This is a genomic window from Roseovarius sp. M141 (assembly GCF_024355225.1).
Taxonomy (GTDB): domain Bacteria; phylum Pseudomonadota; class Alphaproteobacteria; order Rhodobacterales; family Rhodobacteraceae; genus Roseovarius.
Genome location: NZ_VCNH01000008.1, coordinates 1,039,982 through 1,055,345, shown reverse-complemented (window position 1 = coordinate 1,055,345; position 15,364 = coordinate 1,039,982). Strand labels below are relative to the sequence as shown.

13 protein-coding genes are annotated in these 15,364 nt (G+C 60.4%); 4 read left to right on the top strand and 9 right to left on the bottom strand.

Translation table 11 applies throughout. The annotated features are described in order from the left end of the window. Window positions 1-20: 20 nt before the first annotated feature. From recF to mutM, 6 genes are all read right to left on the bottom strand, one after another. Entirely contained in the window at window positions 21-1,124 is a 1,104-nt protein-coding gene (gene recF, locus FGD77_RS09250) for a DNA replication/repair protein RecF (RefSeq protein ID WP_255008815.1), read from the bottom strand. Window positions 1,125-1,168: 44 nt separating this feature from the next. Beyond that, window positions 1,169-2,287: a DNA polymerase III subunit beta gene (gene dnaN / locus FGD77_RS09245; protein WP_255008812.1), complete on the bottom strand. Its 1,119-nt coding sequence runs from the start codon at window positions 2,285-2,287 to the stop codon at window positions 1,169-1,171. 143 nt (window positions 2,288-2,430) lie between these two features. Further along, window positions 2,431-3,786 carry a chromosomal replication initiator protein DnaA gene (dnaA, locus tag FGD77_RS09240; RefSeq protein WP_255008811.1) on the bottom strand — a complete coding sequence of 452 codons (1,356 nt, stop codon included), beginning with the start codon at window positions 3,784-3,786 and terminating at the stop codon, window positions 2,431-2,433. A gap of 473 nt (window positions 3,787-4,259) precedes the next feature. Further along, window positions 4,260-4,523 (bottom strand): 30S ribosomal protein S20, encoded by a 264-nt coding sequence (gene rpsT, locus FGD77_RS09235; RefSeq protein ID WP_255008809.1) that lies wholly within the window; start codon window positions 4,521-4,523, stop codon window positions 4,260-4,262. A gap of 425 nt (window positions 4,524-4,948) precedes the next feature. Then, window positions 4,949-5,725, bottom strand: coding sequence for an enoyl-CoA hydratase (locus tag FGD77_RS09230; protein WP_255008808.1), 777 nt, complete (start codon window positions 5,723-5,725; stop codon window positions 4,949-4,951). A gap of 73 nt (window positions 5,726-5,798) precedes the next feature. Then, complete coding sequence (gene mutM / locus FGD77_RS09225) at window positions 5,799-6,650, bottom strand: bifunctional DNA-formamidopyrimidine glycosylase/DNA-(apurinic or apyrimidinic site) lyase (RefSeq protein WP_255008806.1); 852 nt, start codon at window positions 6,648-6,650, stop codon at window positions 5,799-5,801. Between the two features lie 86 nt (window positions 6,651-6,736). Between mutM and ubiE the strand changes: the two genes are divergently transcribed. From ubiE to FGD77_RS09205, 4 genes are all read left to right on the top strand, one after another. Next, window positions 6,737-7,480 carry a bifunctional demethylmenaquinone methyltransferase/2-methoxy-6-polyprenyl-1,4-benzoquinol methylase UbiE gene (gene ubiE / locus FGD77_RS09220; protein WP_255008804.1) on the top strand — a complete coding sequence of 248 codons (744 nt, stop codon included), beginning with the start codon at window positions 6,737-6,739 and terminating at the stop codon, window positions 7,478-7,480. A 3-nt stretch (window positions 7,481-7,483) separates the two neighbouring features. Next, on the top strand, window positions 7,484-9,016 hold the full coding sequence (gene ubiB / locus FGD77_RS09215; protein WP_255008801.1) for a 2-polyprenylphenol 6-hydroxylase: 1,533 nt from the start codon (window positions 7,484-7,486) through the stop codon (window positions 9,014-9,016). A 117-nt stretch (window positions 9,017-9,133) separates the two neighbouring features. Next, window positions 9,134-11,329, top strand: a complete 2,196-nt coding sequence (locus FGD77_RS09210) for a YjbH domain-containing protein (RefSeq protein ID WP_255008799.1) — start codon at window positions 9,134-9,136, stop codon at window positions 11,327-11,329. Beyond that, window positions 11,326-11,982 carry a YjbF family lipoprotein gene (locus FGD77_RS09205; protein ID WP_255008798.1) on the top strand — a complete coding sequence of 219 codons (657 nt, stop codon included), beginning with the start codon at window positions 11,326-11,328 and terminating at the stop codon, window positions 11,980-11,982. The genes FGD77_RS09210 and FGD77_RS09205 overlap by 4 nt, the downstream gene beginning before the upstream one ends. A 150-nt stretch (window positions 11,983-12,132) precedes the next feature. Here FGD77_RS09205 and FGD77_RS09200 read toward each other — a convergent pair whose 3' ends face one another. The 3 genes from FGD77_RS09200 to FGD77_RS09190 form a co-directional block, all read right to left on the bottom strand. Beyond that, complete coding sequence (locus FGD77_RS09200; RefSeq protein WP_255008796.1) at window positions 12,133-12,330, bottom strand: hypothetical protein; 198 nt, start codon at window positions 12,328-12,330, stop codon at window positions 12,133-12,135. Window positions 12,331-13,146: 816 nt separating this feature from the next. Continuing rightward, entirely contained in the window at window positions 13,147-13,827 is a 681-nt protein-coding gene (locus FGD77_RS09195; protein ID WP_255008794.1) for a flagellar hook capping FlgD N-terminal domain-containing protein, read from the bottom strand. Window positions 13,828-13,839: 12 nt separating this feature from the next. Further along, window positions 13,840-15,282 (bottom strand): flagellar hook-length control protein FliK, encoded by a 1,443-nt coding sequence (locus FGD77_RS09190; protein WP_255008782.1) that lies wholly within the window; start codon window positions 15,280-15,282, stop codon window positions 13,840-13,842. Window positions 15,283-15,364: the final 82 nt, after the last annotated feature.

Here is a 15,364-nt window from a genome sequence, read left to right as displayed (position 1 = left end):
GCGCCGATTTCCGCCCCGTACTAAAGCGCAGCGACGCGGGACAGCCCAGCCTCATCCGTCACCTCGACATGCTGCGCCCGCGCGCCAAGCTCTGCAAATAGTTCAGGCCCCGTTCCCGTCATCCACGCCTGCGCACCAAGCGCGCAAATCTCATCATACAGCGCGGCGCGGCGGTCCGCATCCAAATGCGCCGCAACTTCATCCAGCAGCAGGATCGGCGGCGCGCCCAACGACTTGGCCAGCGCCCGCGCATTGGCCAGGATCAACGACACCAGCAACGCCTTCTGTTCCCCGGTCGAACAATCGCGCGCCGACACGCCCTTGGCCGCGTAAACGCCATATAGGTCCGCCCGGTGCGGCCCGACCAATGTGCGCCCCGCCATCAAATCGCGAAGCCGACTTTCGGCCAATGCAGTTCCATAATCCGCTTCGCTGCCCGGCATTTCGCCATCGGTCACCGTCAACTCCAACTCAGCCACAGGAAAGGCCGTCTCGGCCTCCGCCTGCGCGCGGTGCAATTCAACCAGCGCTGCACGCCGCCCTGCGTCGATCTCGGCGCCGCTGCGCGCCATCTGCGCTTCCAGCGCCTGATACCAATGTGCATCACGCACCTGATCCTTGAGCAGGCGATTGCGCTCGCGCATGGCCTTTTCGAAATCCAGGACCGCCTCGGCATGGCTGGGGATAAAACTCATCGCGACCCGGTCCAGAAACCGCCGCCGCCCCTCGGCCGACTCGATCCACAGCCGGTCCATCGCAGGCACCAGCCACAAAACCCGCGCAATCCGGCCCAGCGCCAGTTGCGCCGCTGCCTTGCCGTCGATTTTAACTTGGCGCGCGCCGCCATCCTCCGCCCAGATCTCGACCTCATGCACGCGGGTTTGCGACTGCAAGATACCGGACACTTTCCACCCCAGCGCCTCGGGCCGCCGGACCATGTCTTGCGCCGCTGCGCGCCGCAAACCGCGTCCTGGGGAAAACAGAGAGACCGCCTCGATCAGATTGGTCTTTCCCGCACCGTTCGGCCCATGAATGGCCACAGGCCTCCCGTCCAGCGCCAATAGCGCCGATTTATGCGACCGGAAATGTGAAAGACCGAGCGATGACAGATGCAGACCTGTCACTTACCGGCTTTCAATGTTCCAAAAATACTCAAATCTGACCTGCGTCACACGCGCATCGGCATGACGACATAGACCGCGCTATCATCATTGCCCTCACGCATCAGCGTCGGATCACCGGCCGAGTTGAAGAGGAACACGGCATTTTCGCGATCCACCTGGCTGGCAATTTCCAGCAGGTATTTCGCGTTGAACCCGATTTCCAGCCGCTCGTCACCATAGGCGACGGCCAGCTCCTCTTCGGCGGCACCGCTGTCAGGGGCGTTGACCGACAGGATCAGACGGTCCTCGTCCAGCGAAAGCTTGACTGCGCGGGACCGTTCGCTGCTGACGGTGGCCACACGGTCGACGGCCTGCGCAAATTCGGCGGCGTCCACCTCCATCCTGCGGGTGTTGCCCTGCGGGATGACGCGGGTGTAGTCGGGGAATGTGCCATCGATCACCTTGGATGTCAGCGTGATGTTCGGCGTGGCAAAGCGGACCTTGGTTTCGCTGACCGATACGGCGACGATCATATCGTCATCTTCCAGCAGCTTGCGCAGCTCGCCCACGGTCTTGCGTGGGACGATCACGCCGGGCATGTCTTCGGCCCCTTCCGGCAGATCGGCGTCGATCCGCGCCAGCCGATGGCCGTCCGTGGCCACGCAGCGCAGAGCCTTGCGCCCCTCGGCGTCGGCCACATGCATGTAAACGCCGTTCAGGTAATAGCGCGTCTCTTCGGTCGAGATGGCAAATTTCGATTTGTCGAAAAGCCGCCGCAACACCGGTGCCTTGGCCGAAAAGTTGCTGGCGTATTCCGAGGACGCCATGACCGGAAAATCCTCTTTCGGCAGCGTCGCAAGGTTGAAATTCGAGCGCCCCGCCTCGACCGTGAGACGCCCGGCGGTGCCATCATCGGCCAGCGTGACCAGTGCGCCGTCGGGCAGCTTGCGGACGATCTCGTGCAGCAGCACGGCCGACACGGTCGTCGCGCCCGCGCGTTCAACCTGCGCGAGGGCCTTGTCGCTGACCTCGATATCCAGATCGGTGGCGCGAAAATTGACGGTTTCGCCGTCGGCCTCAATCAGCACGTTGGCGAGGATCGGAATGGTATTGCGCCGCTCGACGACCGATTGCGCCTGCGCGACGGCCTTGAGCAGTGTTCCACGTTCGATGCTGAGCTTCATGCCCATCCTCCCTGAAAGATACCGACGCCGCGCCGGGACTGGCACGGTATCAACACCGCCTTGCGGCGCAAGCGGTTAATGCACTTTTTATGTGGAAAACACATATCGTCAAGCGCCGCCCGCCCGTAAAGGGGCGGCGCGGCTCACGCCTCCAGTGTGCGGCGCAGCAGTTCCAGATCCTCGGCGATCTGGCTGTCGGTCACGCGCAACTCATCAATACGGCGCACGCCGTGCATGACCGTGGTGTGATCGCGCCCGCCAAAGCGGCGTCCGATTTCAGGCAGGCTGCGCGATGTCATCTGCTTGGCCAGATACATTGCCACCTGGCGCGGGCGGGCAAAGATACGCACACGCTTGGGTCCGATCAGATCGCTGAGACGGATGTTGAAGTGGTCCGATACCTGACGCTGAATTTCCTCGATGGTCACCTGCCGCTCGCTGCTGCGCAGCACATCGGCCAGGCAATCCTGAGTCAACTCCAGCGTGATTTCATGTCCGACCAGCGACGCGAACGCAAAGAGACGGGTCAGCGCGCCTTCCAGAACGCGGACGTTTTTCGTGATGCGCATGGCCAGAAATTCCAGCACGCCATCGGCCAGCGTCAGACCGGGGTATTGCGTGCGGTAATATTCGACCTTGGATTGCAGGATACCAAGGCGAAGCTCGTAATTGGTGGGATGCAAATCTACGACAAGGCCGCATTGCAGGCGCGACTTGATCCGCTCTTCCAGATTCTCGATCTCGCCGGGGGCGCGGTCGGCAGAGATGATGATCTGCTTGCCGCCGTCTACCAAAGCATTGAACGTATGAAAGAATTCCTCCTGCGTGCTTTCTTTGCCGGCGATGAATTGCACATCATCGACCATCAGCACGTCGACCGCGCGGAACATGGATTTGAAATCCATCATCTTACGCTCGCGCAGGGCCTGCACAAAACGGTACATGAACTGCTCGGCCGACAGGTACACGACGTTCAACTCGGGCTGGCGCTGGGACAGTTCCCACGCAATAGCGTGCATCAGGTGCGTTTTACCAAGACCGACACCGCCATATAAAAACAGCGGATTGAACATAACGGGACCGCCGCTGGCCACGCGCTTGGCCGCCGCATGGGCCAACTCGTTCGGCTTGCCGACGACGAAAGTGTCAAAGCTGAACCGCTTGTCCAGCGGCGCGGCGGGCATCATCGGGTCGCGCCGGGCGGCCTGCGGGGCGGGCGCAGCAGCGGCGCGGGCGGGCGCGGGGCGGCCGGCCTGATTGTGCGGCACCTGAAAATGCACGCGGCGAATTTCGGGCGCGACGCTCTGCACATGATAGAGGATCTGATCGCCATATTTCTGCGAGACATAGTTGCCGACAAAGCTGGTCGGCACGGCAAAGGTCGCGACTCCCTCATCCATGTGAGAAAGCTCGAGCGGCTCGATCCAGCTCTTGAAATTGCTTTTGCCGACCGACTTGAGAAGATCCTGCTTAAGCCTACCCCATTGATCCTGTGTCATGCCTGTCCGTTCCGCAACTCATACGTTTCACTTGAACACGCGAGGCCAACTGTGGCCCGGCGCACGAAACGATCCCACTCCGAAGACAAAGCTTACCCGCCCCGCTGCAACGACGCAGCAGGCCCTCCGGTCCATTTAGGACGGATGTCAGGCACGACATAATACGCCCGCACGACCGGGATTCCGGTCCATGCGTAACGATCGTCGGTATACTTTATTTGGACATGCCGGGATATTCCCGAATTGACGCCGATCTGCGGCCCCCCCAAAGGCCCGCCACCGGAATCAGCCTGTCCCCCCAAGCGTGAATCGTAGGCTCAAGTTAGCAACTCGGCCTGAGCGGCGGCAACCGATCTTATGTCTTGACTCTGATTTTGCGTGAAAAGAATCTTTCAGCGTGTCCGACCCACTGAAAAGCAAAAGGGCGCCACATATTGGACGCCCTTTTAACAAATATTAACAATGCGTTAAGATCAAGCGATCGCTTTGACCCGGCTGGACAGGCGCGACATCTTGCGCGCAACGGTGTTCTTGTGGAACACGCCTTTGGTGACGCCGCGCATCAGCTCGGGCTGGGCCGCGCGCAGGGCTGCGGTGGCCGCCTCCTTGTCACCCGAGGCGATCGCCTCTTCGACTTTGCGCAGGTATGTACGGATGCGCGAGCGGCGCGCCTTGTTCACGGCCAGACGTGTTTCGCTCTGACGTGCGCGTTTCTTTGACTGAGGCGTATTTGCCATATGAATCTAACCCTTGATCTGGTGTCGTTTACAAAATTTCATGCGTGACGACACCGTCCGGGTCTTCGGACAGGGCCGGAGACGATTCTTGCCTGAGCGGGCATCACGCGCATGTATGACGGCGGTCAATACTTCCAGACATTGCAAAATGCAACCGCATAAAGCCACGCCCGCAGTGCACGCTCATCCAAACTGCGCCTGATTCCCCGGCACGTCACGAAATCCCGCAACAAATAGTGCCGCACACGTCTGCAAGCACAATTTATAGGCTGGGCGAGTCGCGGATGCTCGTCTGGGACGGAAGTTAAATGCAGGGAATCACGCAAGCGACCACATTAACCACGTCGCCGTCCTGTTTTACCGTGTAGATCTGCGTGACGGACAGGCGCGGTGCGTTGCGATACCCCAACTCCGACCGTTCCGCCCTATTTATCCCGGAACTGCGCCTGACGCTTTTCCTTGAACGCCGCCATCCCTTCGGACTGGTCTTCGGTCGCGAACAACGAGTGGAACACGCGCCGCTCGAACAAAAGACCCTCGGTCAGGGTCGTCTCATAGCTGCGGTTCACGGCCTCCTTGACGGCCATAACCGAAATCATCGATTTCTCGGCGATCTTGGCAGCGGCGCCGCGCGCCTCTTCCTTCAGCTTCTTGACCGGCACGACACGGCTGACCAGCCCCGAACGCTCGGCCTCGTCGGCGTCCATGAATCGGCCCGTCAGGTTCATGTCCATCGCCTTGGATTTTCCGATGAAGCGGGTCAGGCGCTGCGATCCGCCAAGGCCCGCCATGATACCAAGGTTGATTTCAGGTTGGCCGAATTTGGCTGTATCGGACGCGATGATAAAATCACACATCATCGCCAATTCGCAGCCACCGCCCAGCGCATAGCCGGACACGGCGGCGATGATCGGTTTGCGGATACGGGTGATCGCATCATGCTGCGAGCCAAAGAAATCTTCCGTAAACATTTCGACAAAGGACTTGTCCGACATCATCTTGACGTCAGCGCCCGCCGCGAAAGCCTTGTCCGATCCGGTCAGGATAATGCAGCGGACCTTGTCGTTTTTCTGCGCCTCCCCGAGTGCGCTGACCAATTCGCCCAGCAGCTGTTCGTTCAGCGCATTCAGGGCGTCGGGGCGGTTCAGGGTGATCTGGGCGACGTGGTCTTCTACTTCGACGATGATCGTCTCATAGGCCATGAAATATGCTTTCGCTTGTTCCTGTCAGACAGGCAGTCTTACCACTGAAGCCGCGCGGTTCAACCTCTCATTGCTATCTTTGGCACTTACCACAGTAGAAGCTGGAGCGGCCGGACTGCACGATACGCCCGACCGTTCCGTCGCAACCGTCGCGCCTGCACGGCTGCCCCTCGCGCCCGTAAACGTCGAAACTGTGCTGGAAATACCCCAATTCTCCGTCTGCTTGCCGAAAGTCGCGCAAGGACGATCCGCCCGCCTCGATTGCATCGCGCAGTACATCGCGGATGATCGGCACCAACGCGGCACCGCGGCGCGCACTAATGTGTCCAGCCTTGCGGCGCGGCGAAATACCGGCACGAAACAACGCCTCACACACATAGATATTCCCAAGGCCTGCGATGATGCGCTGATCCAGCAATACCGATTTGATCGGTGTGTTCCGCCCTGCCAGCGCAGAGACCAGATGCGCCTCGTCAAAGGCGTTTCCCAGCGGCTCGGGCCCCAGTTTTGACAGCAGGGGATGATCGTCCGCTCCGGTCGTAGCAAACAGATCCATCGCGCCAAAACGGCGCGGGTCGTTGAAGGTGATGCGGGCGCCATTTTCCATGTGAAACACAACATGGTCATGTTTTTCCGGCGCGGGATGGTCATGCACGAACTGACCAAGCGGATCGCCGGAAACCAACATGCGCCCCGACATGCCAAGGTGAATCAGCAGCGTTTCGCCCGTGTCCAGATCAGCAAGAATGTATTTTGATCGCCGCCGCAGGCCCAGCACCCTCTGCCCGGTCAGCCGCGCCGCCATATCGGGCGGAAAAGGCCAGCGCAGGTTGGGCCGGTTCACATCGGCCTGCGAGATGACGACCCCCTCCATCACGGGGGCGAGGCCGCGGCGAACTGTCTCGACCTCGGGCAATTCCGGCATGTGGGCGCCTTTCGGATACCGCGCCGCATTGTGTCTGCGCGGCTGCGCCCTATAACAAGGCCCAGAACAGGCGCAAGGCAAGAGCGATGAACGAGAAAACCACCCATTTCGGATTTCAGGACATCCCCGAGGACGAAAAGGCGGGCCGCGTGCGCGGCGTCTTTGGTTCGGTCGCAAGCAAGTATGACGTGATGAACGACGTGATGAGCCTCGGGATTCACCGCGCCTGGAAGGACGCGATGATGGATTGGCTGGCGCCGCGCCCCGGCCAGCGCCTGCTGGACGTTGCCGGCGGCACCGGCGACGTTGCATTCCGGTTTCTGAAGCGCGCCGGCAGTGGCCATGCCGCGGTGCTGGACCTGACCGAACCGATGCTGATCGAGGGCCGCAAACGCGCCGAGGCCGAGGCAATGGCAGACAGCCTCGACTGGATCGTGGGCGACGCGATGGCCCTGCCCTTCGACGACAATGCATTCGACGTTTACACGATCAGCTTTGGCATCCGGAACGTGACACGCCCCCAAGAGGCGCTGAACGAGGCCTATCGCGTGCTGCGTCCCGGTGGGCGGCTGATGGTGCTGGAATTCAGCCAGATCCCGAATGATATGATGCAAAAGGCGTATGACCTCTACAGCTTCAACATCATTCCACGCATGGGCCAAGCGATTGCGGGGGACCACGACAGCTATCAATACCTTGTCGAATCCATTCGTAAATTTCCAGATCAAGATACGTTTCTGAGCATGGTGAAACAGGCCGGTTTCGGCAATGCCAAGTATCGCAACCTGAGCCTGGGTATTGCCTGCCTTCATTCCGGCTGGAAGCTGTAGGAAATGCGCGGTCCGCACAATATCATCCGCCTGATTCGAACCGGCGCCACGTTGGAACGCACAGGCGCCATGAGCGTCGTGATGGACGCGATGGATGCGCCGCCGCTTGTGCGCACCACCTTGCGTCTGATCGCGTGGCCGTTCAAATGGCTGGGCGTCGAAGGCGATCCATCCGTGCCGCCCGCGCCGCGTGCGCTGACGGCATTGGGGCCGGCCTACATCAAGTTCGGGCAGATCCTGTCGACCCGACCCGACCTTGTGGGCAACGATCTGGCCGCGCAGATGCGCGTGCTGCAGGACAAGCTGCCCCCCTTCCCGACCGAAACCGCCAAGGCCAGCATCGAGTCCGAACTGGGCCTGCCGGTCGAGGCGATCTACGATGATTTCAGCCCGCCCGTCGCCGCCGCCTCCATCGCGCAGGTCCACAAGGCGCGGCTGAGGGACACGGGCGAAGCGGTGGCGATCAAAGTCCTGCGCCCCGGTATCGAGCGCGCGTTTCGCGTGGATATCGACGCCTTCTACTTTGCCGCCAACGTGATTGAATTCCTCTCGCCCTCGTCCCGGCGCCTGCGCCCGACCGACATCATCGCCCATTTCGAAGGCGTCGTCATGGGCGAATTGGACCTGCGGCTCGAGGCCTCCTCGGCCTCGGAATTTGCGGCCAACACCAAGGACGACAAGGGTTTTCAGCTGCCCGGCATGAAATGGGACCTGTGCAGCCGCCGCGTGATGACGATGGAATGGGCGGACGGCGTGCCGCTGGGCGACAATGACGCAATCGATGCGGCCGGTCATGACCGCACGGTGCTGGGCGACCGGGTGCTGCAACTGTTCCTCAGCCATGCGCTGCGCGATGGGTATTTTCACGCCGACATGCATCAGGGCAACCTGAAGGTCGCGCCAAACGGCAACATCATCGCTTATGATTTCGGCATCATGGGCCATATCGACGAATACACCCGCCGGGTCTATGCCGAGATCCTCTATGGCTTTATCAAACGCGATTACCACCGTGTCGCAGAAGTGCATTTCGAGGCCGGGTACGTGCCTGCCGACCGCGACGTCGATGAATTCGCCCGCGCCCTGCGCGCGGTGGGCGAACCGATTTTCGGCATGGATGCCAGCCGCATCAGCATGGGCAGCCTGCTGAGCTATCTGTTTGAAGTCACAGAACGTTTCGGCATGGAAACACGGACCGAGCTGATCTTGCTGCAACGCACGATGGTGGTGGTCGAGGGCGTGGCGCGGTCGCTGAACCCGCAGATCAACATCTGGCAGGTCGCAAAGCCCGTGGTCGAGGATTACATCCGCCAAAGCCTGGGTCCGCGTGCCATGGCCCAGAGCATGGGCAAGACGCTGATGGTACTCGCCCGGTTCGGCCCGCGCATGCCGCAGTTGGTCGAAGCTGCGCTGATGCGCCAGTCCAGCCCCCCGCCCGAACCTCGACGGCGCAGGCGCCGCGATCTGGCGACATGGGGCATCGGCGGGCTGGCAGCGGGGGCCGCACTGGCAACGGCGCTGGCCCATTTGGGATAATGCGTGTGCGTAGCGGCCACAATCCTGCGAAATAACGCTGTACTCGGCCAATTGCCCTGTTGTTCCAGCAGAGCCATCCCTATTGTGCGGAAAATTCTACGCTGCCGAGGGACGCCCGTGATCTGCAAACAGCCCATTGCTGCCACCTTGGTGGCAACCTTCATGCTGAGCCCCGCGAGCCTCGCGGCCCAAGCTCTAACCGCGGAAGAACTGAACTCGAGCCTTGCTCCGGACCGTCCAGCAGGCAATCAGATCACAACGCAAACCAACATCTACGGCACGCCCGGCGGTCTGATCGACATGCCGACCGCCGAAATGGCCCCCGATGCGCAATTGTCGACGACGGTGTCGTTCTACGGGGCAGGTAACAGTTCGACGACGCGCACGACGCTGACCTTTCAGGTGCTGCCGCGCCTTTCTGCCAGTTTTCGCTATTCGGGCATCGGTGGCATCATGCCCGATCGGGGGCGGCCGACTTTCAACACGCTCTACGATCGCTCCTTCGACCTGCGCTATCGCCTGGTAAACGAAGGGCGCTATGTCCCGGCTATTGCCATCGGCCTGCAGGATTTCATCGGCACCGGCCTCTATGGCGGCGAATATCTGGTCGCGACCAAGACCTTCAACTCGCGGCTGCGGGTGACGGGCGGTATCGGCTGGGGCCGGTTCGGCAGCCACAACAGCTTTGGTCGCACCGGCACCCGGCCCAAGACCCTGCTGGGTGAGGGCGGAATCCCAACTTATGACCGCTGGTTCCGCGGCGATGTCGCAGCCTTTGCCGGCCTGTCCTATGCGGCCACTGACAAGCTCAGCTTTGGGGTTGAGTATTCGTCCGACGGCTATGACCGTGAACAGCGCGACGGCAACATCAATCGCAAGTCATCATTTAACTTCAAGGCCAGCTACACCGTCAGCGACGCGCTGAGTTTTAGCGCCTATTCGCTTTATGGCGATGAGGTGGGCGCATCGGTAACGGTATCTCTGAACCCGCGCAGCCCCGCGATCAAGGGCGGAGCCGAGGGCGCGCCGTTGCCTGTCGCGCCGCGCGCGCCCGGCTCTGCGGCCGATCTGGGCTGGACCACCGACAGCACCCGCCAGAGCGGCGCGCGAGCAACCCTGGCATCACTGCTGGAACGCGAGGGTATCGCGCTACACGGCATGGATATGGATGCCACCCGCGCCAATGTGCAGATTCGCAACCACCGCTATGGCCAGCGCCCAGAGGCTTTGGGCCGCACGGCGCGGGCGATGACACGCAGCCTGCCCGCCTCGGTCGAGGTGTTCACGATCACGCAAATGGTGCAGGGGCAGCCAGCCGGCTCGGTTACGTTTAACCGCTCCGATCTGGAGCAGCTGGAGAATGCGCCCGCCGTTGACATGCTGGCGCGCACCGACATCGCCGACGGGCTGCGCTATTCGGACGGCATCACCCTGGCTGAAGATGCCTATCCGCGATTTGAATACGCCATCGGCCCCTTCCTGCGCCTCAGCGTGTTTGATCCTGACAACCCCGTGCGCGCCAACGCGGGTATTCAGGCGCGTGCAAAATATCACTTTGCGCCCGGCTGGGTCGCATCCGGCTCGATCTCGCAAAAGCTCTTGGGCGACTTGGACGACGTGCCTCTGCCCGGTACGTCGGGCCTGCCGCGGGTCCGCTCGAACGTGGCGTTCTATTCGCAGACCAACACGCCGACGATTGACTACCTGACCCTGTCGAAATACGGGCGCCCGGCCAAGGATTTCTACAGCCGCTTCACGGTTGGCTATATCGAACGGATGTATGCCGGCGCTTCGGCCGAGATCCTATGGAAGCCGGTCGACAGCCGCCTCGGCCTTGGGGCCGAACTGAATTATGTCCAGCCGCGCGAGTTCGACCAACGATTGGGTCTGCGCACACGCAATACGACGGGTGGCGTCATCCCCGAATGGAACGGCCACGCATCGGCCTATTACGATGTTGGCTACGGCTTTCACGGGCAATTGGACGTTGGCTGGTATCTGGCCGGCGACTTTGGGGCGACCTTGGCGGTAGACCGTGTTTTTGCCAATGGCTGGAGCATAGGCGCCTACGTCACCAAGACCGATGTAAGTTCGGCCACCTTCGGCGAAGGATCCTTCGATAAGGGTATCCGGATCGAGGTTCCCTTTGCCTGGGGTGTGGGCACGCCGACGATACAGACGTCGAAGACGACCCTGCAGTCCCTGTCACGCGATGGCGGCGCGCGACTGGATGTCGACGGTCGTATTTATGATCTGATCAAGGAAACAGATGCGTTGTCACTGGCCAATACCTGGGGGAGGTTCTGGAGATGAGCGTCATGAATGCGGTGCGCGGTGTTGCCCTAGGACTCGCCTGCCTGACGATGATCGCGGGCTGTTCGAACGCGCCCGACGATCAGGTGACGGCGGGCACATTTACCAAGTCGATCCTGAAAGGACGCAAAGCCACGCCCGCCCCCAGCGCGCAGCGAATCGCCGCTGATGTAGCCAAGGCGCTGGCGGCAACCGACGCGCCCCTGATACTGCTCGTGATTCCCGAACGGCAGGCCGTCACCGTCATGCAAAAGCTGGAGCAGAACCGCGGCTACGACACCTACGGCACGGCAGACCGGCGTACTGTGACCCTACGTGGCGGGATGGTGTCGGCCACACGCGGTTTGGGCAACGATATCATGTCTTCCGATATCGAAGCGGTGCGCGCCCTCGTCTCTACCCGGCAGGCCGGTACGGCGCAGCGCGTGACGCGTTATCTGGATGGCGAAGACTTGACCATTGCCGAGGTTCGCGCATGCACCGTGCGTATCACCGAAACGAACGCCCGGATCACCCATGTCAGTGAAACCTGCAAGGGCGATGGTACTGATTTCACCAACACGTATCAGGTGACGGCAGACGGCCTAATCACACAATCGCGGCAATGGCACAGCCCATCAGCTCAATACCTGACAATCCAGAAGCTGCGCTGACGCCCGGTAGCATTCTGAGAGTCGCAACTCTGGACGCCTATGTTGTTCAGACGCTATCGACACGACGATAGCCGCGCCACCGTCGGCATAAAAAAGGCGACCCCGAAAGGGCCGCCTTTTCGACTAGATCGCGAAAAATCGCGGATCCGATCAGGTGTCGTCGCTCGAATCGATCGCAGCAATCGCGATGATGCCAACGGCAAGACCAGCAGCAACCAGTGCGGGTGACACGTTCATTGCGCCTTGCGACGAAACGAACGGGTCTGCGTTGACGTCCTGTGCCACAACGGGCGCAGCAGCGACAACGGCGACAGCAGCGGCTGCCACAAAAGTCGAAATCTTTTTCATAACTAGCTCCTCTTCATTTGCCTCCACGAATGTCCGTGTGGCTTCAAAGCAGATATTACACAGCGGAGTCCGAAATAAAACTGTTTTTGGCACGATCTCCGTAAAACCACCCTTATTTGACGGACGCACCACGACCTCTATAAAAAGCTATTTCCTTTCCATGACTTAACGCTATGCGTGTGTTGTTTCTGCACCAAAATCCGACATGGGGTCGCGTATAAAGTGTGACCTGAGCCCAGGCATCTTCCAGATTCCACAGAGTCATCGGGGTTCAATCAGTGACTTGACGCCGCCATTTTGGCTTTCACTATACTTAGCGGAAGCTTCATGGATGACAGTTGGCCAAAGGCAGAATCTGACCTGTTCCGATAGTAAACTTCCCGCCAGTCGCCCATCGGATTCCACGTTTCGTGCCCAGCAACGTTCCGTTCAGGCAGCCATCCGCTATCTGGCAGCGTATTTTACACGCACGAAAGCGAGGCATTCGCCCTGCCTTCTTCAGCTTGTCGTTCTCTTCCCCCAAGACCATCAGCCGATTCGCGTCAGACGGCTCCATCACCGCCAGACCTCGCCTGTATCTTTAATATCTCGCAGAACTGGTCCCATGCCACCGACATACGTCAGCGCTATTCTCACCGGCGTCCTGCGCCTTGATCATCTATATGACCTGCTCGCTTGTGAATCGCGCCTTCAATCGCCCGCCCTTTTGTGGGGTGAACCCTACACAATCTGGAGGAGGTTTGCGGCCAACTACACCACTAACAGTTTCGTCTTACCCGCCAGTAATGCAGGGATATTGCGAGTGTATCAGAGATTTTATGCAGGGTGGCGCAACCCGAGAATATCAGCCGCCAATACGCGTTGCCCCCCTTCCATTACAAGAAGTGTGGAACCACCCGATAGTTGCGCCTCAATGATTCGCGCCTGACTTTGGACCGGCGTTGATCCCAGAACGTCCTGCCCCTGAAATGAATCGACTGAAATCGAATATGTGCCTGCGGGCAGCGGTGTGCCGTCTTCACCCAGACCCTTCCAGACAAAATCACCACCCGCGATCGGCACGCCCTGTTGCTGGACAATGCTGCCGCTGGAATCGCGCACCATCATCTGGGCAAGGTCCGCGCCAGGCAATGCAGTATACGTCAGCGATACGGGCGATCCGTCGAAGACAACTGGCATCTCGGCCCGCGCTGTCATGCCAACCCACCCCTGCAATTGCCCCATGCCAAGCACACCCAGTTGCTGGCCAAGACCCGTCAACAGATCGTTTGTCATCACCTGCTGTTCGACCGTCGAGAATGCGGCGAGTTGCGATGCGAATTCAGTCGAGTCAACTGGGTTTAGCGGGTCCTGATTCTTCATCTGCGCCGTCAACATCTTGAGAAATGTCTCAAAATCCGAATTTAACGTCGTCCCGGCCTCTGCGACGGCGGACGCAGGATTGCCGCTCGAAGCGCTGGGTGTAGCGGCGCCGGTAGTGGGGGAGGTGATGTCCATTTCTGGTCCTTTTCAAAGGCGAATATCAAGACGGTCAGTGGTCACGCCAGGCGCGCTCTGCGAAAGGAAACCCACGGTGCCGGTGTTCAAAACCTCATCCGCATGCGAGGGGTCACCAGATTGGTCCACTCCGGCATTGCGCGCCTCGCTTCCCTCCCTGGAAAAGGTGAAGTCGGTCCCGCCATAGCCAAGATCGCGGAACTCCTGATCCAATATGTCTATGTGGCGGCGCATGAGGTCCAGAGTCTCCTGTCGTTCGGCACTTACGCTCACCACCATGCCGCCATCACCCGGCGTCAGAGTGATTCGGACACGGCCCAACTCGGATGGGCTCAATGTCAGGTCCGATGGCTTGTCTAGAGCCTTCCCGGCGGCTTCGGAGAGTTGGATTGCAATATGGCGCGCCATCTGCGGAGTGCTTCCGCCTGCCACCGCGGGCATACGCAGCTCGGCGGTCGTAGTCGGCGCAGGACGTGGATCGCCGGATATCGCCGGGTCATTCACAATGATAGCTGATCCCCCGCCCTCTTCGCTCTCTGCCGAGTCCGTAGCAAAGGCAGCAACCACTGGCTCCGGCGGCGCGGGTGCCAGACTACGCATCATGTCCGGCGCCGTAGTCCTCACCGCACGGGGGCTTGCATCATTCGTCGCACTGCTCCTGTCAGGCAATGGGACATCTTCTGACGACTGCGCCCCAAACGGCAGGCCTGCGATCGCACCGCCCGGGGCCGTGATTTCGTCGGCAATGGTCGGTCCATCGCGGGTTGAAATCGGCAGCGCCGTGATGGTGGCGTCCAATTTTACAGGAGGAGTGCCGGCATTTACGACAGGTAAGAGGTCAGCCGTGCGCCAGTCAGACACCGACCGGGTTCTATCTGCATTGCCGCGAAGAACAGCCTGCGGCGATGAAACAATCTGATCTTGCTGAGGCAGAGCTGTCTGAGACGCGCCACCATGTGCCACCCCGCCCATTTCCGCACTGCTGTTACTGGGACTCACGGAAATCAATCTAGACGCATCCTGCCCTAAATCACTGTCACCGCGTGTATCATCAGCATACTGGGCTGGGCCGCCCGGCGTCGTTGTGAAAAATGCAGGTTCACCCAATTCGCAATTCATCTGGCCTGCCTGAGCTACATCATCGGCCACCTCTTCCTGGTCAGGATCAGGGGGATCCAGTGAATCCGCTTCATCAATTTCCAAGCCGTCCTGCACAGCCGAAGCCGATTCGCCCCGCGCCAGGCTGTCGCCCACCGCTTTCTGCTGGGATACATCAGCCATCCCCGGACGCGTCGTATTGGCTTTCGCAAAAGCCGCTTGGAAATCGGTGGAATCTGCCCCTTTTACAGCTTTGGTAGCCTTCTGCGGCTCGCTGCCTTTCACGGTCCCATCAGGCGCCGCACCAAGCCCCGACCGGGCTGAGGACGGATTGAATGTCGATAGAAAGCCGAGCATGCGCCCCTCCGGGTTTTCTTCCTTGTGAGGGGCATCTTCTCAAACTCTGGTTACTGCTTCTTTACCGGTTTGCGGTCAAATG

Bases quoted from the DNA above. Each gene is read 5' to 3' on its own strand.
- dnaN (WP_255008812.1), bottom strand. From the start codon at position 2,287: ATGAAGCTCAGCATCGAACGTGGAACACTGCTCAAGGCCGTCGCGCAG.
- dnaA (WP_255008811.1), bottom strand. From the start codon at position 3,786: ATGACACAGGATCAATGGGGTAGGCTTAAGCAGGATCTTCTCAAGTCG.
- rpsT (WP_255008809.1), bottom strand. From the start codon at position 4,523: ATGGCAAATACGCCTCAGTCAAAGAAACGCGCACGTCAGAGCGAAACA.
- FGD77_RS09230 (WP_255008808.1), bottom strand. From the start codon at position 5,725: ATGGCCTATGAGACGATCATCGTCGAAGTAGAAGACCACGTCGCCCAG.
- mutM (WP_255008806.1), bottom strand. From the start codon at position 6,650: ATGCCGGAATTGCCCGAGGTCGAGACAGTTCGCCGCGGCCTCGCCCCC.
- ubiE (WP_255008804.1), top strand. From the start codon at position 6,737: ATGAACGAGAAAACCACCCATTTCGGATTTCAGGACATCCCCGAGGAC.
- ubiB (WP_255008801.1), top strand. From the start codon at position 7,484: ATGCGCGGTCCGCACAATATCATCCGCCTGATTCGAACCGGCGCCACG.
- FGD77_RS09205 (WP_255008798.1), top strand. From the start codon at position 11,326: ATGAGCGTCATGAATGCGGTGCGCGGTGTTGCCCTAGGACTCGCCTGC.
- FGD77_RS09200 (WP_255008796.1), bottom strand. From the start codon at position 12,330: ATGAAAAAGATTTCGACTTTTGTGGCAGCCGCTGCTGTCGCCGTTGTC.
- FGD77_RS09195 (WP_255008794.1), bottom strand. From the start codon at position 13,827: ATGGACATCACCTCCCCCACTACCGGCGCCGCTACACCCAGCGCTTCG.
- FGD77_RS09190 (WP_255008782.1), bottom strand. From the start codon at position 15,282: ATGCTCGGCTTTCTATCGACATTCAATCCGTCCTCAGCCCGGTCGGGG.